22 protein-coding genes are annotated in these 19,603 nt (G+C 60.2%); 5 read left to right on the top strand and 17 right to left on the bottom strand.

The window, feature by feature from the left end:
• Positions 1-212 precede the first annotated feature (212 nt).
• Positions 213-1,007 (top strand): SAM-dependent methyltransferase, encoded by a 795-nt coding sequence (locus tag ICI42_RS17920; protein WP_188165979.1) that lies wholly within the window; start codon positions 213-215, stop codon positions 1,005-1,007.
• Here the strand turns inward: ICI42_RS17920 and ICI42_RS17925 are convergent.
• Together ICI42_RS17925 and ICI42_RS17930 are read right to left on the bottom strand one after the other, a co-directional pair.
• Complete coding sequence (locus tag ICI42_RS17925; RefSeq protein ID WP_188165980.1) at positions 1,004-1,582, bottom strand: GDYXXLXY domain-containing protein; 579 nt, start codon at positions 1,580-1,582, stop codon at positions 1,004-1,006. The genes ICI42_RS17920 and ICI42_RS17925 overlap by 4 nt on opposite strands.
• Positions 1,582-2,682: a DUF2157 domain-containing protein gene (locus tag ICI42_RS17930; protein ID WP_188165981.1), complete on the bottom strand. Its 1,101-nt coding sequence runs from the start codon at positions 2,680-2,682 to the stop codon at positions 1,582-1,584. The genes ICI42_RS17925 and ICI42_RS17930 overlap by 1 nt, the downstream gene beginning before the upstream one ends.
• 222 nt (positions 2,683-2,904) lie before the next feature.
• Between ICI42_RS17930 and ICI42_RS17935 the strand changes: the two genes are divergently transcribed.
• On the top strand, positions 2,905-3,045 hold the full coding sequence (locus tag ICI42_RS17935; RefSeq protein WP_188165982.1) for a DUF1127 domain-containing protein: 141 nt from the start codon (positions 2,905-2,907) through the stop codon (positions 3,043-3,045).
• Between the two features lie 37 nt (positions 3,046-3,082).
• Entirely contained in the window at positions 3,083-3,223 is a 141-nt protein-coding gene (locus ICI42_RS17940; protein ID WP_188165983.1) for a DUF1127 domain-containing protein, read from the top strand.
• Between the two features lie 165 nt (positions 3,224-3,388).
• Here the strand turns inward: ICI42_RS17940 and ICI42_RS17945 are convergent, their stop codons facing one another.
• A complete protein-coding gene (locus tag ICI42_RS17945; protein WP_230980433.1) occupies positions 3,389-4,084 on the bottom strand; it encodes a hypothetical protein in 696 nt (231 codons plus the stop codon).
• Here ICI42_RS17945 and trmFO point away from each other — a divergent pair.
• Entirely contained in the window at positions 4,083-5,495 is a 1,413-nt protein-coding gene (gene trmFO / locus ICI42_RS17950; RefSeq protein ID WP_188165984.1) for a methylenetetrahydrofolate--tRNA-(uracil(54)-C(5))-methyltransferase (FADH(2)-oxidizing) TrmFO, read from the top strand. The genes ICI42_RS17945 and trmFO overlap by 2 nt on opposite strands.
• Before the next feature lie 4 nt (positions 5,496-5,499).
• Here trmFO and ICI42_RS17955 read toward each other — a convergent pair whose 3' ends face one another.
• From ICI42_RS17955 to yajC, 4 genes are read right to left on the bottom strand one after another with little or no spacing between them, the layout of a single operon-like run.
• Positions 5,500-6,357: a phytoene/squalene synthase family protein gene (locus tag ICI42_RS17955; RefSeq protein ID WP_210317348.1), complete on the bottom strand. Its 858-nt coding sequence runs from the start codon at positions 6,355-6,357 to the stop codon at positions 5,500-5,502.
• Positions 6,344-6,733, bottom strand: a complete 390-nt coding sequence (locus ICI42_RS17960) for an Mth938-like domain-containing protein (RefSeq protein WP_188165985.1) — start codon at positions 6,731-6,733, stop codon at positions 6,344-6,346. Before ICI42_RS17960 ends, ICI42_RS17955 begins: the two co-directional genes overlap by 14 nt.
• Before the next feature lie 6 nt (positions 6,734-6,739).
• Positions 6,740-9,292 (bottom strand): protein translocase subunit SecDF, encoded by a 2,553-nt coding sequence (secDF, locus tag ICI42_RS17965; RefSeq protein WP_188165986.1) that lies wholly within the window; start codon positions 9,290-9,292, stop codon positions 6,740-6,742.
• 48 nt (positions 9,293-9,340) lie between these two features.
• Positions 9,341-9,679, bottom strand: coding sequence for a preprotein translocase subunit YajC (yajC, locus tag ICI42_RS17970; protein ID WP_188165987.1), 339 nt, complete (start codon positions 9,677-9,679; stop codon positions 9,341-9,343).
• A gap of 169 nt (positions 9,680-9,848) precedes the next feature.
• Between yajC and ICI42_RS17975 the strand changes: the two genes are divergently transcribed.
• Positions 9,849-10,721, top strand: coding sequence for an ATP-binding protein (locus tag ICI42_RS17975; protein ID WP_188165988.1), 873 nt, complete (start codon positions 9,849-9,851; stop codon positions 10,719-10,721).
• A gap of 74 nt (positions 10,722-10,795) precedes the next feature.
• On the opposite strand, the gene ICI42_RS17980 is transcribed toward ICI42_RS17975, so the two are convergent.
• The 10 genes from ICI42_RS17980 to ICI42_RS18025 form a co-directional block, all read right to left on the bottom strand.
• Complete coding sequence (locus tag ICI42_RS17980) at positions 10,796-12,016, bottom strand: peptidoglycan DD-metalloendopeptidase family protein (protein ID WP_407945183.1); 1,221 nt, start codon at positions 12,014-12,016, stop codon at positions 10,796-10,798.
• Between the two features lie 216 nt (positions 12,017-12,232).
• A complete protein-coding gene (locus ICI42_RS17985) occupies positions 12,233-12,886 on the bottom strand; it encodes a protein-L-isoaspartate(D-aspartate) O-methyltransferase (protein ID WP_188165990.1) in 654 nt (217 codons plus the stop codon).
• Positions 12,883-13,641 carry a 5'/3'-nucleotidase SurE gene (gene surE, locus ICI42_RS17990; protein WP_188165991.1) on the bottom strand — a complete coding sequence of 253 codons (759 nt, stop codon included), beginning with the start codon at positions 13,639-13,641 and terminating at the stop codon, positions 12,883-12,885. Before surE ends, ICI42_RS17985 begins: the two co-directional genes overlap by 4 nt.
• 4 nt (positions 13,642-13,645) lie before the next feature.
• Entirely contained in the window at positions 13,646-14,950 is a 1,305-nt protein-coding gene (serS, locus tag ICI42_RS17995; RefSeq protein WP_188165992.1) for a serine--tRNA ligase, read from the bottom strand.
• 54 nt (positions 14,951-15,004) lie between these two features.
• On the bottom strand, positions 15,005-15,838 hold the full coding sequence (gene tatC, locus ICI42_RS18000) for a twin-arginine translocase subunit TatC (protein ID WP_188166153.1): 834 nt from the start codon (positions 15,836-15,838) through the stop codon (positions 15,005-15,007).
• Positions 15,839-15,879: 41 nt separating this feature from the next.
• Positions 15,880-16,587 carry a Sec-independent protein translocase protein TatB gene (gene tatB, locus ICI42_RS18005; RefSeq protein WP_188165993.1) on the bottom strand — a complete coding sequence of 236 codons (708 nt, stop codon included), beginning with the start codon at positions 16,585-16,587 and terminating at the stop codon, positions 15,880-15,882.
• Between the two features lie 34 nt (positions 16,588-16,621).
• Positions 16,622-16,843, bottom strand: coding sequence for a twin-arginine translocase TatA/TatE family subunit (locus ICI42_RS18010; RefSeq protein ID WP_188165994.1), 222 nt, complete (start codon positions 16,841-16,843; stop codon positions 16,622-16,624).
• A 36-nt stretch (positions 16,844-16,879) separates the two neighbouring features.
• The gene (locus tag ICI42_RS18015; RefSeq protein ID WP_188165995.1) at positions 16,880-17,977 is read right to left on the bottom strand and encodes an ABC transporter ATP-binding protein; all 1,098 of its coding nucleotides are present in this window, start codon (positions 17,975-17,977) and stop codon (positions 16,880-16,882) included.
• A gap of 42 nt (positions 17,978-18,019) precedes the next feature.
• The gene (gene scpB, locus ICI42_RS18020) at positions 18,020-18,754 is read right to left on the bottom strand and encodes an SMC-Scp complex subunit ScpB (RefSeq protein WP_188165996.1); all 735 of its coding nucleotides are present in this window, start codon (positions 18,752-18,754) and stop codon (positions 18,020-18,022) included.
• A complete protein-coding gene (locus ICI42_RS18025) occupies positions 18,751-19,590 on the bottom strand; it encodes a segregation and condensation protein A (RefSeq protein WP_230980434.1) in 840 nt (279 codons plus the stop codon). The genes scpB and ICI42_RS18025 overlap by 4 nt, the downstream gene beginning before the upstream one ends.
• Positions 19,591-19,603: the final 13 nt, after the last annotated feature.

Genomic DNA, 19,603 nt, shown 5'->3' on the forward strand with positions numbered 1-19,603 from the left:
TTTGCTGGCCACAAAAGGCGGTAAAGACGGGCCACAATACCCTCATTCAGCGCTCCATAACGATCGCATCGACACCGTTCATCCGCCTGAGTAGCCTCGAAAGTACCGTTCGGTGAACTGAGAGACGACCTATCGCCGCATAACTACCGATTAAAGGTAAGTTGCTTTACCAGCGACTGATGTGGAAGAAATTATAGCGACATATCAGATGGTTGTACCCCGGCGACAGCTCCCATGATGATTTGCGGTCGTGTGCCGCCTCAGCCGACTTGCAAGGGCCTATGCAAATCTCGGTACTTCTTCAGTCCGTTTTACAGTCTGTCCGCGATAAAGGTTTGCGCCACACCGTCCGGCGGATTGTTGCTGCGCCAGGCGAGTGGTTTCTGGCTCGGCGCAAGATTGTCTCGACCAGCTCATTCCCGGCCAACGGAATCGATACCGATGGCGTGGTGCCCCTATGGACGCTGGATATAGACAGCCCGAACCTCGTGCATGGCGTTCGGTATCAGGCTGCCAATGCGGATGCCGTGAGAGCCGACCTCGATGCCTTGCCGATCCGTCATAACGAATTTTCTTTTGTCGACCTGGGCGCCGGCAAAGGCCTGGTCTTGGCGATCGCCTGCGACTATAGGTTCACCGAAGTCATCGGCGTCGAGTTTTCGCGCGAACTTTCGGCTGTCGCCAACGCGAATCTGCAGAAACTTTCGGATGAACATCGCGGCGGCTATGCCGCAGGCTGCATCCATGGCGACGCGGCAGATTACCAATTCGAAAACCGGGACACCGTAGTGTTTCTCTACAATCCGTTCGGTGAAGTCGTGATGCGCAAGGTCCTCGACAATCTGGCCGCGACCTTTGCCGATGCTGAACATCGGCTGTTCATCGTCTACCACAACCCGGTTCTCGCGGGCCTTTTCGATGACAGCCCGTATCTCGTTCGAACCGCGTTGCCCAGCAAGGGCGTCGTCTACGCCAACCGGGCCGCAGCGCCGCAGCTGCCCGCTTAATAGAGCGGCTCTTCGAACAGCATGGTGTCGCCATCCATCAAAGCCTTGATCTGCGACGCACCATCGGCGGCAACGGCTGCCTTTACGCCGAAATTGCGGGTGCGCATGTCGCGCTCTATCGCCAGCCCCTCGCCTTCTGGCAGATAGAATCGCTCAAGCCCATAGTCAATCGACACGACCTGATTGTCCTCGCTGCCAAAAAAGCCGCTGGTTGCCTTGCCGGAGATGTCGACGGCATCAGTGGAAGCGGCATCCGTGGGTTGCCCGATCCAGGCATCCGTTGCGTGCCAAAATCCGTCGTTCCGGCGTGAAAGCCGGACCGTGACACTCGCATCAGGCCTAATCCCGGTATCGTCGAGATTGCGGAAAAGATTGGCTGGGATGGACGATATCTCATAGCCGAGCCGCACATAGTCGCCACGCAAGAGGTCGCGCGGATCGACGGGCTCCACCTTCAGAAGCACCTCGCGACCATCGCGCAGCACCGCGGCGCGCGCCATGATCATCCAGCTCAGAAATCCGATCTGGGCCAGCGCAACAACCAATGCAGGCAGGAGAGTTGTCTTTTTCAACATCAGGCCGCTCCTTGCATGGAAGGCTTCATACGTTTTTCGATCCGAATGATGACGAACGCCAGCAAAGCCAGGATCAGCGCCGCGACGAGGAAAAAGCCCGCAGTGCCCACCATTGAGCCGACCATGACGAGGTAGACGATGGCCAATTCGATGGCAAAGCCGAGATAAGCGAGCCAGCGCAGCGCCCTGCTCTCTCGCCCGCCCAGAACCAATGTCGCCGCGATGACAGTGAGCGCGGAAATTGCCGCCAGGACGAATCCGCCGTCGTCAATACGGTCTATCTGAATGACGGAGATACCAGTCATGAAGCCGATCAACCCATGCAGCGGCAGATAACCGCCAAGCTGAACAAGGCGATCCGTTCGCTCCGGCATCAGAAGCGACAGCGCCAGAAGCGCAACGGACACCATGGCGATGACCATGGCTGGCGCGAAAACATCGCCCTCCAATGCCCAGACAACGCCATAAAAGAGCAGCGTCAGCAGGATCACATGCCGAGCCGGCTGGCTTCGAGTCCAATAGGACAGTGCCCAGAAAGCCACGAGAAACAACAGAAAGATGTGCGGCAAGGTGTGGGCGCCAAACAGATCGAAATCGCTGACGAAAAGCCACGCGATCGCAATTCCGACGCCAAACACGGTGAGCATGCTCGAGCGAAGCGCTGCGGCTGCAAGCCCTGTGCCCACCATCCAGACGAGCAAGGCAGCCGCTTCGTCGCCCGACATGTGGTACATCTGTCCTATCAAAGCGATCGTGCCGCCGAACGCCGCGGCACCGACGATCCAGCACGCCTCGCCTATCGCCGGATGGTCGCGCAGCTTGAACCAGGCGCCACCCATATAGGCGGCGAGGATAAAGGCGAACAGCATCCCTACCCTGGCCAAACGCGGAATGCCCTCCCAGTTGGCAGCCACGAAGATCAGGATTGCCGCACCGAACAGCAACGCTGCCAGAACAGCCAGGATCGAGCCAAAGTTGAGCGCATTGCGGTCGCGTCCTTCGATATCGAGAGCAAGCTGCTCAGCCACAGCCGAGGTGATGAGCCCGCCTTCGACCCAACGCGTGATGTCTTTCTTTACCCGTGAGGCGTAGCTGGCCATGTCCGTCCCTCCCTCCTCCCATGCTGAAAATTTCCATCACATGCCTTGGCATTGGGCACAGCCCCAATTCCACCCCACAGCTGAATGGTCGTTAATGGTGCATTGCACAAAACGCAGGGCTGCCATTCCACATTGTTGCTTCAAATTTGGACCCAATGCTCATATTTAAGCCACGTACAAAGAACGAATGAAAATCGAAACAAAGACGAAACGAGCAATATCATGAACCTGATCCGCAATTACCGCAACTGGCGCAGCTATCGTCAGACCATCAACGAACTGAGCCGTCTGTCGAACCGCGAACTCACCGATCTCGGCATCAACCGCGCTGAAATCCCTTACGTCGCCCGCAAGACCGCTTAATCAGCGGCTATTAGATAGAACCGAAAAGAGAACCAAAATGAACCTGATCCGCACCATCCGTAATTGGCGTTCCTATCGCCAGACGGTCGATGAGCTGGGTCGCCTGTCCAATCGCCAGCTTGCTGACGTAGGCGTCCGGCGCGATGAAATTCCGTCGCTAGCCCGCCGCGGACTCTAAGAATAAGAGGAATTCCGGCTGAACCTGTCTCCTCCCAAGGGTTCAGTCGGCTGGTCGGCTCTTCCTCCTCCTCCCAAAAGCCGACCCTTTTTGCGACACCCGCCGGTTCCTCCCCCGGCGGGTGTCTCTGTTTGAGGCATCCCTTTCCTTGGGCGCGTGAACCTCTCAGCCGTTGGATAGACGCTTGTTCTTCCAATCTTGCAGAGGAAGAATTTCTGGCCGTCCCCCCATCGGCTCGACCCACGAATCCACCGACCAGCTCGCACCGGAATTTTCCCGAAGCACCGCCGTCCAGTGCGGATACCTGCCGTCGAGAAGAAAGCCTCGTGAGGTATTCGGAGCAACCGTGTGATGCCTGAGCAACCCGCGCTTTTGCAGATACAGCAGCAGGCCACGTGTGTTGGTTGATTCGTCGATGCAGTCCATCTGTCCACGGATTTTTGAAGCGGCAAATCTCGACTTCGCATCGTCTCGAACGCCCGTCATCTTGAGCGCAAGGGTCTCGTAATGCTGAACCGCTTTGGCGACCGCTGCGCGTTCGGCAGCTGGCGTGGCGCTGCCCTTTGCCATGATCGTCGCAAAACGCGCAGAATCGGCTGAGGTCAGGTTGAGCTTGGAGTGGAATGCGCAGCCATAACCATGGCAAATCTCCAACATTCGAACGGAGATCCCCTGCGCCTCGGCGTTCTGTGCCGCGCCTGCAAGCAGTGCCGAGACCAGGATGACGGAGACTGAGGGTACTCGCGAGATCATCCCAGCTTTATGGATAAGCGGCGCGTCGTTCACAACTGGCCTGTTGAAACGTAGTAAACGCTCGCCGCGATTGCTTTCGCGGCCGCAAAGCCTTATTTCGGCGCGCATGACACACAAGCCCATTCACATCATCGGCGGCGGTCTCGCCGGGTCGGAAGCCGCCTGGCAGATCGCTCAGGCCGGCGTGCCCGTCATATTGCATGAAATGCGCCCCGTGCGCGGCACCGATGCGCATAAGACGGACGGTCTGGCCGAACTCGTCTGCTCGAACTCTTTCCGCTCAGACGATGCGGAGAGCAATGCGGTCGGCCTGCTGCACGCCGAAATGCGACTTGCCGGCTCGCTGATCATGGCCTGCGGCGATGCCAACCAGGTTCCAGCCGGCGGCGCGCTCGCGGTCGACCGCGACGGATTTTCCGATGCCGTGACGCGCAAGATCGAATCGCATCCACTGATCTCGCTGGCGCGCGAGGAAGTGACCGGCCTCCCGCCCGAGGAATGGGACCAGGCAATCATCGCCACCGGCCCGCTGACGGCGCCCTCGCTCGCCGCAGCCATCGGCGAGGCCACCGGCAAGGATGCGCTGGCTTTTTTCGATGCCATTGCTCCCATCGTGCATTTCGACAGCATCGACATGGATATCTGCTGGTTCCAGTCGCGCTACGACAAGGTGGGTCCCGGCGGCACCGGCAAGGACTACATCAACTGTCCGATGGACAAGGAACAGTACGACGCGTTCATACAGGCGCTTCTCGACGGCCAGAAGACCGAGTTCAAGGACTGGGAAGGCACCCCCTATTTCGACGGCTGCCTGCCGATCGAAATCATGGCCGAGCGTGGACCTGCGACCCTTCGCCATGGTCCAATGAAGCCGATGGGATTGACCAACGCGCACAATCCAACGGTAAAGGCCTATGCGGTGGTGCAGTTGCGCCAGGACAACGCGCTGGGCACGCTTTATAACATGGTCGGTTTCCAGACCAAGCTGCGCCATGGCGAGCAGACGCACATCCTGCGGATGATTCCAGGCTTGCAGAACGCGGAATTTGCCCGGCTGGGCGGGCTACATCGCAACACCTACATCAATTCGCCTATACTGCTCGATCCGACGCTACAGCTGAAAGGCCGCGATGGGCTGCGCTTTGCCGGCCAGATCACGGGCTGTGAAGGCTATGTCGAGAGCGCTTCCATCGGGCTGCTTGCGGGGCGATTCGCCGCTGCGGCGCGGCTTGGTGAAACGATCGCGCCACCTCCGCTGACAACGGCTTTCGGAGCCTTGCTCAACCACATCACCGGCGGCCACATCACCTCCGATGAAGAACCGGGCAAGCGCTCCTTTCAGCCGATGAACATCAATTTCGGCTTGTTTCCGCATGTCGAAACGCCGAAATCCGAAGGCAAACGCCTGCGTGGCAAGGAAAAGACGCTTGCCAAGAAGAAGGCGATGACGTCGCGCGCACTTGCAGATTGCAGGACATGGCTTGGGCTTCCGGCGCAACAACAGGCAGCGGCCGAGTAAACGCCTACCAGCCGCGCCATGCGCGGCGGAACATAAGCGCATGGCGGCGGACCATCGATATATCCGTCGCAGCCGGTGCGGAAGATGGCCCAGCTTTATCCAAGCGATCGAGATAAGCGCGCGTCAGCGCCAGCGGCAAAAATGCCGGCCGCAGGACCTGGGGCAGATCCCTTGCGCCGCGCTCGAACGCGGCCAAGTGCTCACGCGCCAGCGCCCGCATCGCTGCCAGCGCCATGCGGGAAGACGGCGACGCAGCGTCCTCCAGGAGCTCATCCACCGACGTTCCAGCGGCGGCAAGGATGTCTGTGGGCACATAGCATTGCCCACGCCGCTGGTGGATCGGCTGCAGCCGCAGCAAGCCGGTGATGGCTTGCGCGCAGCCGGCATGGCCTGCCAGTTCCGCCACGGCTCTTGCCGCCGAAGGGTCCAGTACCATAGCGGCGAGTTGGATGAAGACCGACGCGGTTTCCCCGCAATAGCCCTCGAGGTCGGTGCGGCTCGGCATGGGATCGTCGTAGAGATCGAACAGCCTCGCCTCGAAATAATTGTCGAAGGCCTCGCGCGGAAGACGGTGCGCGCGAATCGTCGAGATCAGCGAAACAGCCAAAGGGCTGCCGCCGGCGCCCTCGATATTGTCAGCCGCGATCAGGTCACGCCACCATTGCAGCCGGATTTCGCCGGGCAATGGTTCGCGCACCCGTTCGCGGACGGAGGCTATTTCGGCGTTGAAGGCGTAAAGGGACAGAAGTGCATTCCGCTTCTCCTCAGGTGCATAGAGCACCGAGATATAGCGGTCGCGATCCGCTTCGCGGACGGCTTGCTGTAGGGAATCGACGGACTTGTCCACGTCAGTCGACGGCAATCAGAGCGGCTGCGACCGAGCGATCTTCGGCGAGCAGAACATTGTAGGTTCTGACAGCCGCACCAGTGGACATGGGATCAGCCGCGATTCCGGCAGCGCGAAGAGCGGCGCGCAACTCGGCTGGCAAAGGTTGAAGACTAGGCCCCATACCGACCAGCAGTATCTGCACAGCGTCGGCTTCGGGAAGCAGCCGATCGAAATCCGCAACCGTCAAGCTGGCGGCTGAAACCGGCTGCCAGCCATAGATTCCGGACGGCAGGCACAGGATCGAGCCGCGATGCGACATATCGGCAAAGCGGAAGCCTCCATTGCCATAAGCCTCGATCGGCGCCCGCCCTGGGAAATGCGCTTCGCGTATGACGAGCCCCGACCCCATCTTTGCCTACGAGCCGGAAGGCTGCGCGGTTGCAGCAATCGCGGTGCTTTTTTCGTTCTCGAACATGTCCGGCCGCAGCTTGAAGAGGATCAAAAGCGGACCGGCAATGAACAGCGAAGAGTAGGTGCCGACGAACACCCCGACAATGATGGCAAAGACGAAGGACGAGATCACTTCACCACCGAAGAAGTAGAGCGCTATCAACGCCAGAAGCACGGTAAGGCCGGTCAGGATGGTGCGCGACAGCGTCTGATTCAGCGAGATGTTGATCACCTCGTCGATCGGCATCTTCTTATATTTCCTTAACGTTTCCCGTATTCGGTCGTAAATGACTACGGTGTCATTGATCGAATAGCCGATAACAGTCAGGATCGCGGCGATACTCGACAGGTTGAATTCCAGCCCGAGGACGACATAAACGCCGACGATGATGATGACGTCGTGAGCGGTCGAAATGACGGCACCAAGGCCGAACTGCCATTCGAAACGGAACCAGATGTAGACCAGCAGTGCCAACATGGACAGCGTGATGCCGATCGTGCCCGTCCAGGCGAGTTCGCCTGAAACTGTAGGCCCTACAACCTCGATCCGACGGAAATCGAAATCATCCGACAATTCCATCCGCACCTTGTCGACCACCGTCTGCTCAGCGTTATCGCCGCCCTCCTGCGTTGGCACACGAACCATCAGTTCGCCCTGCTCGCCGAATGCCTGGACCTGTACCTCCCCAAGATTGAGTCCACCAAGCCGGTCGCGCACCTCGCCGGGCTTGGAGACGTGATCTCTGGACTGCATCTCGATCAGTGAGCCGCCCTTGAAGTCGATGCCGTAATTGAAATCCGACACGAACAGCAGTCCGACGACGGCGATCGAAGCAAATCCCGACAGCGCGAAACCATAATTCCGGTAGCGCATGAAGGGAATCCTGGGGTTCAGCGGTAAATACTGAACGAGGCCCTTCGGAAACTCGAGCGGACGCCATTTGCGGAACCATACGGCCACGAGCCAGCGCGTCAGCGTGAAGGCGGTGAAGACCGTGGTCACGATACCGATGCCGAGCGTAACGGCGAAGCCGCGGACTGGTCCCGTCCCCATATAGAAGAGGATCACGGCAATGATCAGGGTTGTGAAGTTCGCATCCACCACCGTTGCAAGCGCTCGCTGGAAACCGCCATCGAAGGATTGCACCATCGAGCGTCCCTGATTTCTTTCTTCGCGGACGCGCTCGAAAATGATGACGTTGGAATCCACCGCCATGCCCATCGTAAGCACGATTCCGGCGATACCAGGCAACGTAAGTGTTGCCCCCAGCATTGTCAGGACGGCTATTATCAATGCAACGTTGGCTGCGAGAGCCAGATTGGCGATAAGCCCGAGCTTGCCGTAAACGAGCAGCATGCAGCCGACGACCAAGGCTGCGCCGACCAGCGACGCGAGCTTGCCGGCAGCAATGGAATCGGCGCCGAGACTCGGGCCGACGGTGCGCTCTTCGACGATAGTCAGGTCGGCCGGCAACGCACCCGCGCGCAGAAGAACCGCCAGGTCGTTGGCGCTCTGCGTCGTAAAATTGCCGGAAATCTGGCCGCTACCGCCGATAATCGGCTCGTTGATGCGCGGTGCTGAAATTACCTGATTGTCGAGGACGATCGCGAAAAGACGGCCGACATTCTGCTGCGTTGCTTGGCCAAAGCGACCCGCACCACGAGCGTCGAAACGGAACGACACCACAGGTTCGCTGGTCTGCTGATTGAACGTCGCCTGTGCATCGACCAGGTTTTCGCCTGAAACGATGATGCGGTTCTCGATCAGATACGGCACGGGGGGGTCGTCGGTCGAATACATGACTGTCGACCCAGCCGGCGGGCGGCCATTGATCGCTTCCTGTACCGGAACGGACTGATCTACCATCTGGAAGGTCAGCTTGGCGGTTTGGCCGAGAATTTCCTTCAAGCGCTGCGGGTCTTCGAGGCCAGGCACCTGAACAAGGATACGGTCCGCGCCGGAGCGCTGGATGACGGGCTCGGTGGTGCCGAGTTCATTGACGCGACGCCCGATCACCTCGATCGACTGCGTAACTGCGCTGTTCACGCGGTAGTTGACGCCCTCGTCGGTCAGCGTGAAGCGCAGCAGGCCGGGTTCCGGCTCCCCGAGGCTCAGTTCGGTGATGGCGTTGCCAAGCACGCCCGACGATACGGGCTGGGTCAGAGGAGCGAGCGCCGTTCTGGCCTTTTCCGCGTCCGCCGCATCGCGCACTCGCACTTGAACGCTTCGGCCCGTTCCCGTCAGGCCGGTGTAGCCGATGCGGGCATCGCGCAGCAAAGTCCGGATGTCGTCACGCGTGGCGTTGAGCCGCTCGTTGACGAGGTCCTGTCGGTCGACGGCCAGAAGGATATGCGAGCCGCCCTGCAGGTCGAGACCGAGCGTCATCGTCCGCTTGGGCGCCCAGCCTGGAAGACTGTCGAGCGTAGACTGGGGCAGAATGTTGGGCAGCGACAGGATCACGCCCAGCGCAACCACAGCCCATATCAGTATCGTCTTCCAGCGGGAAAAATATAGCATCTGGCTCTTCCGTTCAGGCCTTTGAGGTGCGTTCGGCCCGGAATGCGGTTATTTCTTGGCGTTCTGATTGGCGACAGGCTCGCCCTTGACGCGGACATCCGCGAGCGTCGAACGCAAGGCCGTCACCTTCACGCCAGCGCCGAGATCGAGTTCGAGCTCGTCGTCGGACACTTTGGTCACCTTGGCGATCAAACCCCCGCCGGTAACGACGGTATCGCCGCGGCGAACCGCGAGCAGCATCTGCTGGCGTTTCTTCAACGCGGTGCGCTGAGGACGAATGATCAGGAAGTACATGATCACGAAGATCAGGATGAAGGGCAGAATGCTGACGAGCATGTCTGCTCCGCCGCCAGTTGCTGCCTGCGCGTATGCTGGCGTCACGAACATATAAATCTCCCGAGAAAACGCGCTCCGCAGCGGAGCCCTGAAATTTCGCCGGAATATAGTCGCTGGCACCGCCAATGCAACTGCGCAAGCGCGGCAACACAACGCTTTTCGGCAACCGTACCGCGTGGTACACCGCCGCCCATATCAATGACGGACTTTGGACAGGCCTATGAGTGATGCAACGATCGAAGCGCTGAACGCGAAACTGGAACGGCTGATCGAGGCCGTAGGCCGTCTGGCCCCACCGCAACCGGAGCCCGCGGACCTGACCGCGGCCGACTGTTTCGTCTGGAATGCGGATGGCGGCATTCTTGAACCCGTTGCCCGCGTCAACCGCGTCGAGATCGGCCTAATCAAGGGTGTGGACCGGGTTCGCGACATTCTGGTGGAGAACACGGAACGCTTTGCCGCAGGCCTTCCGGCCAACAATGTGCTGCTCTGGGGAGCGCGGGGCATGGGCAAGTCCTCGCTGGTGAAGGCGGCTCATGCAAGCGTGAATTCAGCGCGTGCCGCTTCAGGACTGAAGCTGATCGAAATCCACCGCGAAGACATCGATACGCTGCCCAAGCTGATGGCTATTCTAAAGAACTCAGCCTACCGTTTTGTCCTGTTCTGCGACGATCTGTCCTTCGATCATGACGATACCTCATACAAATCGCTCAAGGCGGCACTCGAAGGTGGCGTCGAAGGACGTCCGGCCAATGTGATCTTTTACGCGACGTCCAATCGGCGTCATCTGTTGCCGCGCGATATGATCGACAACGAGCGGTCCACGGCGATCAATCCGTCGGAAGCCGTGGAAGAAAAGGTCTCGCTGTCCGATCGTTTCGGGCTGTGGCTTGGCTTTCACAAATGCTCGCAGGACGACTATCTGGCGATGATCCAGGGTTATGCCGAATATCAGGGTTTTTCGATCGACCCTGAGGTTCTGCGCGCGGAAGCGCTGGAATGGGCGACGACCCGAGGCAGCCGCTCCGGCCGAGTCGCCTGGCAGTTCACGCAGGACCTGGCAGGACGCCTTGGCCAACCGCTGCGCGACTGAGCGTCGAACACGGCTCAAAAGCAAAAAGGCCGGCGGAGCGATCCGCCGGCCTTTTGAATTCCAGTGGCTAAATCCTATTCCAGGAACGTCGAAGGATCGACCGGCGCAGAATTCTTGCGCACTTCGAAGTGCAGCTTCGGAGCGTCAGTCGTGCCGCTCATGCCGGACAGCGCGATGTCGTCGCCGCGCTTGACCTTCTGACCGCGCTGGACCTTGATCTCGCTGGTGTGGCCGTAAACGGTGACGAGACCGTCTTCGTGGCGGACGAGCACAGTATTGCCGAATTCCTTCAGGCCGTTGCCGGCATAGATGACAACGCCGTTTTCTGCGGCCTTGATCGGCGTGCCTTCCGGAACAGCGATGTCGATGCCGTCGCTGGCAGCACCACCGCCCTTGCCATAGCTTGATATCACGCGACCACGAACCGGCCAGCGCATTTTGCCGATTCCGGTGGCGTTCGGTGCATCGGCGGGCTCCAGCGAGGCCTGCTCGACGAGCTTCTCGCCCTTCTTGGGCGGCGTATAAGCGGCAACCGTCGCGGGGGCTGAGGCATCGGGTTTTGCCGGTGCTGTCGCCGCGGTCTGCGTCTTGTCGACCTTCGGCGCCGCGGCAACGACCGGAGCGGCACCTGAAGCCGGGACGGTCAGCGTCTGGCCGATCTTGAGCGGCGAATCCTGAAGGTTGTTAGCCTGCTTGAGCGCTGCGACGCTCACGCCGGTCTTCTGCGAAATGCGCGAGAGGGTATCGCCCTGCGCGATGGTGTAGCTGCCGCCAGCGGAAACGGTCGCCGGCTTGGTAGCGGCGACTGGCGCAGGCGCGGGTGCCGTCGCGACCTGCTGAGGCGCTGGCGCTTTCGTCGAAGGAACCGGTGCGCTCTTGTCCGCGGCCAGGAACGGGGTGTTGTTCGCAGGCGCCGCCTGAACGGGCTTTGCGGCCTGCTGAGGGGCCGGCATCGGCGCAGGCTGTGCAGCGGCGACAACGGGCGCCGAACGCGGCGTTGGTGCTGCAGGCGGCGGCAGCTGGGATGCGGAAGGCTGAGCGGCTGGTGCCTGGGCCATCATGGGCTGGGATTGGCCTGCGACTGGCGAGAGCGCGCCGCGACTGACCGACCCGGAACTTGCGGGTGCAACCGGTGCTGCGGCCATGGTCTGGTCGCCAGGAAAAGCCTGAGAACTGCCCTGCCCGTTTATCACCTGCTGTTGATTCGACGTCGATGCCGTAAAGACATCGTCGACGCCATTGAAGCGGGACACCTGGCTGCTGCAGCCGGCCGCCAGGCTCGCGAGCAAAAGCATCGCTCCGCCATTCACCAGCTTGCGTCTGTCAGAAATCAAAATATCGAATCGCATCGCTGTCACTCGCATACCCACTCCAGATACGCATGATTAAAGCGCGTTAATCTTACCGGGCCGTTAAACCGTTAAGATGCTTCGAAACTTTTCTTAAAATAGCCATCAATCGAGCATTACGCGGACCACCGTCGCGAACAGGCCGAACACTGGAAAAAAGGATCAGATGATAGCGGCCAGATGCCGCGCTACTGGCTGGAAGCGCACCACGCCAATGTCTTCACGCTCAAAACGGCTGCCGATCTTGGTCAACTTGGCAAGCGTCTGCTCGCCCTCGTCGGGTCCGATCGGCGCAATCATGATGCCGTTCATCGACAACTGATCGACGAAGCCTCGGGGAAGTTCCTTGAAGGCCGACCAGATGACGATGCGGTCGAAAGGACCTTCGCTATGCATGCCTTCGGCGCCATCAAACTGACGGACGATGACATTGTTGATGCCGATGGATTCAATGCGCTGACGCGCATTCTCAACAAGGGTCTTGAAGCGGTCGATGGTGAAGACCCGGCCGGCGAGGCGGGCCATGACGGCCGCCGTGTAGCCCGAGCCGGTGCCGATCTCGAGCACGCGGTTGCCTTGCTCGATATTCAGCGCCGCGATGACGGCCGCCTGAAGGTCCGCGCCCTCCATGGCCTCGCCGCACTCGATCGGAAGCATCCGGTCGCTCCAGGCGAGCGAATGAAAATGACCGGGGATGAAATTGCGCCGGGGCGTCGCCTCGAAGGCGGCAATCAGATTCTTCGGCACGATCCCCCTGCCCCGCAGACGCAACAGGAAAGCTGCGAAGCCTTCCCGATCCTCGGGCTGCTCGATCATGCAATGGCCTTTGCAAGCTGGTCGCGCAGCTCATGAGCGGTGTAGTCGAGCTTGAGCGGCGTCACCGAAACGTAATTGCCGCGCACCGCATGCACGTCGGAGCCGGCGACAAGGCCCAGCTCGTCTCGGCCGAAGCGCAACCAGTAGTAAGGCAGGCGCCGTCCGTCGCGGCGCTCGTCGACGGAAATGCGGTAGGACACCTTGCCCTGCACCGTGACCTTGGCCCCCAGCGCTTCCGCAGGCGCGCAGCTCGGAAAATTGAGATTGATCAGCACACCGGCCGGCAGCGACATGGCGACGATCTTTTTCAGGATATCGGGCGCAAGCGCTTCCGCGGTGCCATAGGGCACATGGCGCTCTTCTTCCTCGAAGATGTAGGCCTGGCTGAGCGCCACCGACTTTATGCCCAGAAGCGTACCTTCCATCGCGCCCGCCACGGTTCCGGAATAGGTCACGTCGTCGGCGACGTTCAAACCGGAATTGACGCCAGACAGGATGAGGTCGGGCGCGCCGGGCAGGATTTTCCGAACGCCCATGATCACGCAGTCGGTCGGCGTGCCGTTGACCGCGAAACGCTGGTCGCCGATCTTACGGATGCGCAGAGGATGGGAGATAGACAGCGAATGCGCGAAGCCCGACTGGTCGGTCTCGGGCGCCACCACCCAGACATCGTCGGACAGCTGCCGCGCGATTTTCTCTAGACAGGCCAAACCTTCAGCGTGAATGCCGTCGTCGTTCGTCAGAAGAATGCGCATGACTTCAGGCCCGCTCGATCTTTGCCAGTCCGCCCATGTAAGGACGCAAGACTTCAGGAATGGTTACGCTGCCGTCCTCGTTCTGATAGTTCTCGAGCACGGCGATGAGAGCGCGGCCGACAGCCGTACCGGACCCGTTGAGGGTGTGCACGAAGCGGGTGCCCTTCTCGTCTGCTTTACGGTAGCGCGCATCCATGCGGCGGGCCTGGAAGTCACCACAAACCGAGCAGGACGAGATTTCGCGATAGGCGTTCTGGCCGGGTAGCCAGACCTCAATGTCATAAGTCTTGCGCGCGCCGAAACCCATATCGCCGGTGCAAAGCACAACAGTGCGGAACGGCAATTCGAGCCGTTTGAGCACCTCTTCGGCGCATTGCGTCATCCGCTCGTGCTCCGCAACGGAGCTTTCCTGGTCGGTGATCGAGACCAGTTCGACCTTATAGAACTGATGCTGGCGCAGCATGCCGCGCGTGTCGCGCCCCGCCGAACCCGCTTCCGAACGAAAGCACGGCGTGAGCGCGGTGTAGCGCAGCGGCAATTGCTCGGCGGCAAGGATTTCCTCGCGCACGAGGTTGGTCAACGGCACCTCGGCGGTGGGAATGAGACCAAGCCGCGCTTCGCCATGCGGCACGAAAAACAAATCTTCCTCGAATTTTGGCAGTTGGTTCGTGCCGAACAGCACCTCGTCGCGGACCAGAAGCGGCGGCTGCACTTCGATATAACCATGTTCGGTCGTGTGCAGGTCGAGCATGAACTGCCCGATAGCGCGTTCCAGCCGGGCGATCTGGCCCTTCAGCACCGTGAAGCGCGAACCGGACAGCTTGGCGGCACGCTCGAAATCCATCAGGCCGAGCGCCTCGCCGATCTCATAATGCTCCTTGACCCAGTTAGGGCGCGGCTTGACCGTGCCGACCTGGCGGATCTCGACATTGTCCTTCTCGTCGGCGCCAATCGGCACATCGTCGAACGGCACGTTGGGGAGGACCGCCAGCGCATCGATCAGCGCCTTGTCCAGCGTGCGGGCCTGGGCTTCGCCGTTCTGGATGAAGCCCTTAATCTCGCCGATCTCAGCTTTCAGCTTTTCAGCCAGTGCGGAATCCTTGGCGCCAAGCGCCTTGCCGATTTCCTTGGAAGCGGCGTTGCGGCGCTCCTGTGCCTCCTGAAGCCTGGAAACATGCTCGCGGCGCGCCTCATCGCGGGCAATGACGTCTTCAACGGTGGACTGCGCGGATTCGGCCGAATGTCCACGCTTCTTGAGCGCGTCGATGAGAGCCTGCGGGTTCTCACGAATCCATTTGATGTCCAGCATTGTCGAGTTCCGGTCGCAGTTGGGTGTTACGGACCGCGACGGAGGAGCTGAAAATCAGCCGGCAGACTTGGTGTCAGCGCCTTCGGCGGTACCGGAGGTTTCACTGGCTTCTGCCGTTTGGGAATTATCGGCGGCCTCTTTGGCCAGACGTTCCTCATCCCGCTTCTTTTCGATCATCCGGGCGGTCCAGATGGAAATCTCGTAAAGAAGGATCGTGGGAAGGGCAAGGCCGATCTGGCTGATCGGATCGGGCGGCGTCAGCACTGCCGCCGCCACGAAGGCGATGACGATGGCCCATTTGCGCTTGTCCGCCAGTTGCTGCGCCGACACGATTCCGACGCGCGCCAGAAGTGTCGTCACGACCGGCAGTTGGAACACCAGACCGAAGGAAAAGATCAGCGTCATGATGAGGCTGAGATATTCCGAAACCTTGGGCAGCAGCGAAATCTGCACCTCGGCATCGGGGCCTGTCTGCTGCATGGCGAGGAAGAACCACATCACCATAGGGGTGAAGAAGAAATAGACCAGCGATGCGCCAATCAAGAACAGGATCGGCGACGCGATCAGAAAAGGCAGAAAGGCCGAGCGCTCGTTCTTATAAAGACCTGGGGCGATGAACTTGTAGATTTGCGTCGCGATCACCGGGAACGCGATCACCATGCCGCCGAACATCGCAAGCTTGATCTGGGTGAAGAAGAATTCCTGGGGCGCGGTGTAGATCAGTTCGACATGCGTGGTGTCGAGACCGGCCCAAGCAGTCGCCCATTTGAATGGGATGACCAGCAAATTGAAGAGTTGCTTGGCGAAGAAGAAGCAGACCAGGAACGCAACAAAGAACCCGCCGAGCGACCACATCAGGCGGGTGCGCAGTTCGATCAGATGCTCCATGAGCGGCGCGGAAGACTTCTCGATCTCGTCGTCGTCGACACTCACGATGCTTTTCCTGCTTTAGTCTCTGCGGCGGAGGCTTCACCAACCGGCTGTTCGACGATTTTGGCCGGCTTCCGCGGGGCCGTTTTTTTCACACGCGCGGGTGCTTCAATCACAGCGAGCGGTTTTTCGGGCGCTGCGGGCTTCGCAGCTACCTTCTTTACAGCTTTGGGCGCCGCCTTGGCGGACTTAGCCTTTGGCGCGTTCCCATCCGGCAGCGCAATTGCCCCCGCCTTCGACGGTTCGGCAACAGGTGAAGCGGACACAGACGCGACCGGCGTAGCTATGGGAGCACCCGCTGCACCATCTGGAGCAGGAATGGCGGCGTCGGGCGAACCTGTTGCGCCGTTCTTCAGCGGTTCGGCTGCGTGCGTCACGGGAGATGCGGCCTGTGCAGGCGGCTTGGCCTTGAGGCCATCAAGACCCGAGCGGATCTCGTTCGCCGCGTTCTCGAAGGGATTGATGTGCTTGCGGATTTGGCTTGCCGGATTCATGTCCTTGAGGGCGTCGACCGACTTCTTGACGTCGTCAAGCTCTGCCTCCTTCAGGGCATCGTTAAACTGCCGCTGGAAATCGCCCGCCATCGACCTCATCTTCGAGGTCGTGCGGCCGATTGTCCGAAGCATTTTAGGCAAATCCTTGGGGCCAACGACCACGATCATCACGACCGCGATCAGCAGCATCTCAGTCCAACCGACTTCAAACATAACAATCCAATCCGCCGATCAGCAGGCTCTCAACTCAGCTCTTGCTGACTTTTTCCTTCGTCGGATCAATCGTCTCGTCGGGGCGATGCTCGACCGTCTTCGAAGAAGCCACTTCATCCTCGTCGGACATGCCCTTCTTGAAGCTCTTGATGCCCTTGGCCATATCGCCCATCAGTTCCGGAATCTTGCCGCGACCGAACAGAAGCAGCACGACGACCAGCACGATCAGCCAGTGCCAGATGGAAAAGGAACCCATTTTCAACTCTCTTTCGACTGTTTCCTGACGCCTGATCTAGGCGTTTTCACTTCCGGATTCAAACACTAGTACATCATCAGGTCTAAGAGACAGCCTTATATCGCGGCCTTTTGAAGACAAAGTGCCGCTGCGGACCCGCACGCGAACCAGATTCTCGGTACCGGACAGGGCGACCTCCAGCAATTCAACCGCTCCAAGATAGCGGCGAGAAACGATTCTGCCTTCCACGCCTTCATCGCCTTCCACCAGATCGAAACCGTTGAGTCGGATCGCCACGGTAGCTGCTGTGCCCTCTGGAAGAGCCGTTTCGACTTGTCCCGCCGGTGTTTCGACATATCCGTTCAGAACCGGCCCTTCGAAAACATTGATTTCAGAAAAAAAGCCTGCAGCGAAAAGACTTGCGGGGCGAAGATAAAGTTCCTCCGCAGGTCCTGCCTGTACCAACGCTCCGTCTTTCAGCAAAGCAATACGGTCGCCCATCCGCATCGCCTCCTCCGCGTCGTGCGTCACTACGATCGCTGTAGCGCGGCTTTCGCGCAAGATAGCCAGCGTCTCTGCCCGCACCGAATCCTTCAACCGCGAATCAAGTCCCGAGAAAGGTTCGTCCATGAGCAGGACCGCCGGCCGTGGCGCCAAGGCACGCGCCAACGCCACGCGCTGCTGCTGCCCGCCCGATAGCGCATGCGGGTATTTGTCGGCATAGCTTTCCAGTCCAACTCGCTCCAGGGCGATGCTTGCAGCCTTGCGGCCATCGTCCCGAGACAGCGCAGTTAATCCGAAGCGCACATTCTCCAGAATGGTCAGATGCGGAAACAGCGCGAAATCCTGGAACACAAGACCGATGGAGCGGCGTTCCGGCGGCATAAAGACGTTCGGTCCGGCAATCTCTTCGCCATTCAGCAAAAGTCGGCCGGTGGTTTGCGGCTCAATCCCCGCCGCGATACGCAACAGGGTCGTCTTGCCCGAACCGGAGGGGCCGAGGAGGCAGAGAACCTCGCCGGGCTCGGCGACGAGGCTGACATCGCGCAGCGTCTGCTTACGACCGTCGAAGGTGTGACAGATGTTCTCAAAAGCCAGGCGCGCTGCGAAAGTGACTCCGGAGGTGGCGCGCGAAGGGACAGTCATGGAACTCATAGGCGAATCCTTCGCCCCCTTCCTGAAAAAGCGTTAGGCATATCAGTCCTCAGTGACGCGAGGCGTCAACAGCCCAAGCTCTTCGAGGTCAATATCGCTGAACGGATCTTCGTCCTCCGTCAGTTCGTCTGGGTCGGATGGCGGCAGGGGTATCGAAAAATTGCTTGGCATGCGCGTCGACAGCAATCCGGCGCCCTTGAGCTCTTCAACGCCGGGCAAATCTCGAACTTCCTCGAGGCCGAAATGATCGAGGAATTTTTCCGTCGTGCCGTAAGTGATGGGCCGGCCCGGCGTCTTGCGGCGCCCCCGCATGCGCACCCATTCCGTCTCAAGCAGCGTGTCCAACGTGCCCTTGGAGGTTTCCACGCCCCTTATATCCTCGATCTCAGCGCGGGTGACCGGTTGGTGATATGCGATGATGGCAAGCACTTCGAGTGCGGCGCGCGACAGCTTCTTCTGCTGTACGGCATCGCGGTTCATCACATAGGTGAGGTCGCCCGCCGTGCGGAATGCCCATGAATCGGCGATGCGGACAAGATTGACGCCTCGCCGCGCATATATGGCCTGCAACTCTTCGAGAGCAGTGCGCAGATCGGCCCCTACAGGCAATCGCTCAGCCAGTTGCCGCTCGCTGACGGGCTCGGCGCTGGCAAATATGATCGCCTCCACCATGCGCACCGTCTCCATCACCTGCATCCGGTCGATCGGATTGGACAGACCCTGCCCGTCGCCCTCCTTCGGGAACGGCACGACAACGGATTTTGGTCCGTTATTCATGCGCTGCCCTCTTCGCGGTCGGTGCGGTGTCCACCACGCATGTAGATTGGTGCGAAAGGCTTATCCTGGCGAATCTCGATCTGCCCCTCGCGTACCAGTTCGAGGCTCGCGGCAAAGGCGCTCGCGATCGCGCTGACCCGTTCCGTCGGACTTACCAGATAACGCAGCAAGAAATGATCCAGCGCGGTCCAGTCTTTCATCTCGCCGACCATGCGCGTCAGGATATCGCGGGCCTCCTTCAACGACCAAACGCTGCGCTGCGCGATCTGCACATTGGAGGCCGCCTGCCGCTGTCGTTGGGTGGCGTAAGCGTGCAACAGGTCATAGAGCGAGGCGGTGTAGGTGTTGCGGCGGTCGACGACCACGAGTTCCGGCATGCCGCGCGAGAACACTTCACGGCCCAGCCTGTTGCGGTTGACCAATCTGGAGGCGGCCTCGCGCATGGCCTCGAGGCGCTTGAGCCTGAACTGCAGCACCGCGGCGAGTTCCTCGCCGGTTTCGCCGTCGTCGCCGGGCTGCTTGGGGATCAGCAGCTTGGATTTGAGGAAAGCCAGCCACGCGGCCATGACGAGATAGTCGGCGGCGAGTTCGAGCCTTAGCGCCCTCGCCTTGTCGACAAAGGCGAGATACTGCTCGGCAAGCGCGAGGATCGAGATGCGGGAAAGATCGACCTTTTGGCCACGCGCCAGATGAAGCAGAAGATCAAGCGGGCCTTCGAAGCCAGCGACATCGACAACAAGCGATGGATCGCCGGTCAGGCGGGAGTCGTCCTGATCCGACCACAGCCGCTCAAAGGGCGTGGGTCTGGTCGGCCTGCTCTCCGCTGGTCCTGCCAACTGCCTGCCTTTC

It is taken from the genome of Oryzicola mucosus, from assembly GCF_014534685.1.
In the GTDB taxonomy this organism is placed as follows: Bacteria; Pseudomonadota; Alphaproteobacteria; order Rhizobiales; family Rhizobiaceae; genus Oryzicola; species Oryzicola mucosus.

Coding starts and splice junctions, on each gene's coding strand:
- scpB (WP_188165996.1), bottom strand. CDS start 18,754: ATGAATAACGGACCAAAATCCGTTGTCGTGCCGTTCCCGAAGGAGGGC.
- yajC (WP_188165987.1), bottom strand. CDS start 9,679: ATGTTCGTGACGCCAGCATACGCGCAGGCAGCAACTGGCGGCGGAGCA.
- ICI42_RS17935 (WP_188165982.1), top strand. CDS start 2,905: ATGAACCTGATCCGCAATTACCGCAACTGGCGCAGCTATCGTCAGACC.
- ICI42_RS17980 (WP_407945183.1), bottom strand. CDS start 12,016: ATGCTTTTGCTCGCGAGCCTGGCGGCCGGCTGCAGCAGCCAGGTGTCC.
- tatB (WP_188165993.1), bottom strand. CDS start 16,587: ATGTTTGAAGTCGGTTGGACTGAGATGCTGCTGATCGCGGTCGTGATG.
- surE (WP_188165991.1), bottom strand. CDS start 13,641: ATGCGCATTCTTCTGACGAACGACGACGGCATTCACGCTGAAGGTTTG.
- trmFO (WP_188165984.1), top strand. CDS start 4,083: ATGACACACAAGCCCATTCACATCATCGGCGGCGGTCTCGCCGGGTCG.
- serS (WP_188165992.1), bottom strand. CDS start 14,950: ATGCTGGACATCAAATGGATTCGTGAGAACCCGCAGGCTCTCATCGAC.
- ICI42_RS18010 (WP_188165994.1), bottom strand. CDS start 16,843: ATGGGTTCCTTTTCCATCTGGCACTGGCTGATCGTGCTGGTCGTCGTG.
- ICI42_RS17985 (WP_188165990.1), bottom strand. CDS start 12,886: ATGATCGAGCAGCCCGAGGATCGGGAAGGCTTCGCAGCTTTCCTGTTG.
- ICI42_RS17940 (WP_188165983.1), top strand. CDS start 3,083: ATGAACCTGATCCGCACCATCCGTAATTGGCGTTCCTATCGCCAGACG.
- tatC (WP_188166153.1), bottom strand. CDS start 15,838: ATGGAGCATCTGATCGAACTGCGCACCCGCCTGATGTGGTCGCTCGGC.
- ICI42_RS17930 (WP_188165981.1), bottom strand. CDS start 2,682: ATGGCCAGCTACGCCTCACGGGTAAAGAAAGACATCACGCGTTGGGTC.
- ICI42_RS17925 (WP_188165980.1), bottom strand. CDS start 1,582: ATGTTGAAAAAGACAACTCTCCTGCCTGCATTGGTTGTTGCGCTGGCC.
- secDF (WP_188165986.1), bottom strand. CDS start 9,292: ATGCTATATTTTTCCCGCTGGAAGACGATACTGATATGGGCTGTGGTT.
- ICI42_RS17975 (WP_188165988.1), top strand. CDS start 9,849: ATGAGTGATGCAACGATCGAAGCGCTGAACGCGAAACTGGAACGGCTG.
- ICI42_RS17945 (WP_230980433.1), bottom strand. CDS start 4,084: ATGCGCGCCGAAATAAGGCTTTGCGGCCGCGAAAGCAATCGCGGCGAG.
- ICI42_RS18015 (WP_188165995.1), bottom strand. CDS start 17,977: ATGAGTTCCATGACTGTCCCTTCGCGCGCCACCTCCGGAGTCACTTTC.
- ICI42_RS17960 (WP_188165985.1), bottom strand. CDS start 6,733: ATGGGGTCGGGGCTCGTCATACGCGAAGCGCATTTCCCAGGGCGGGCG.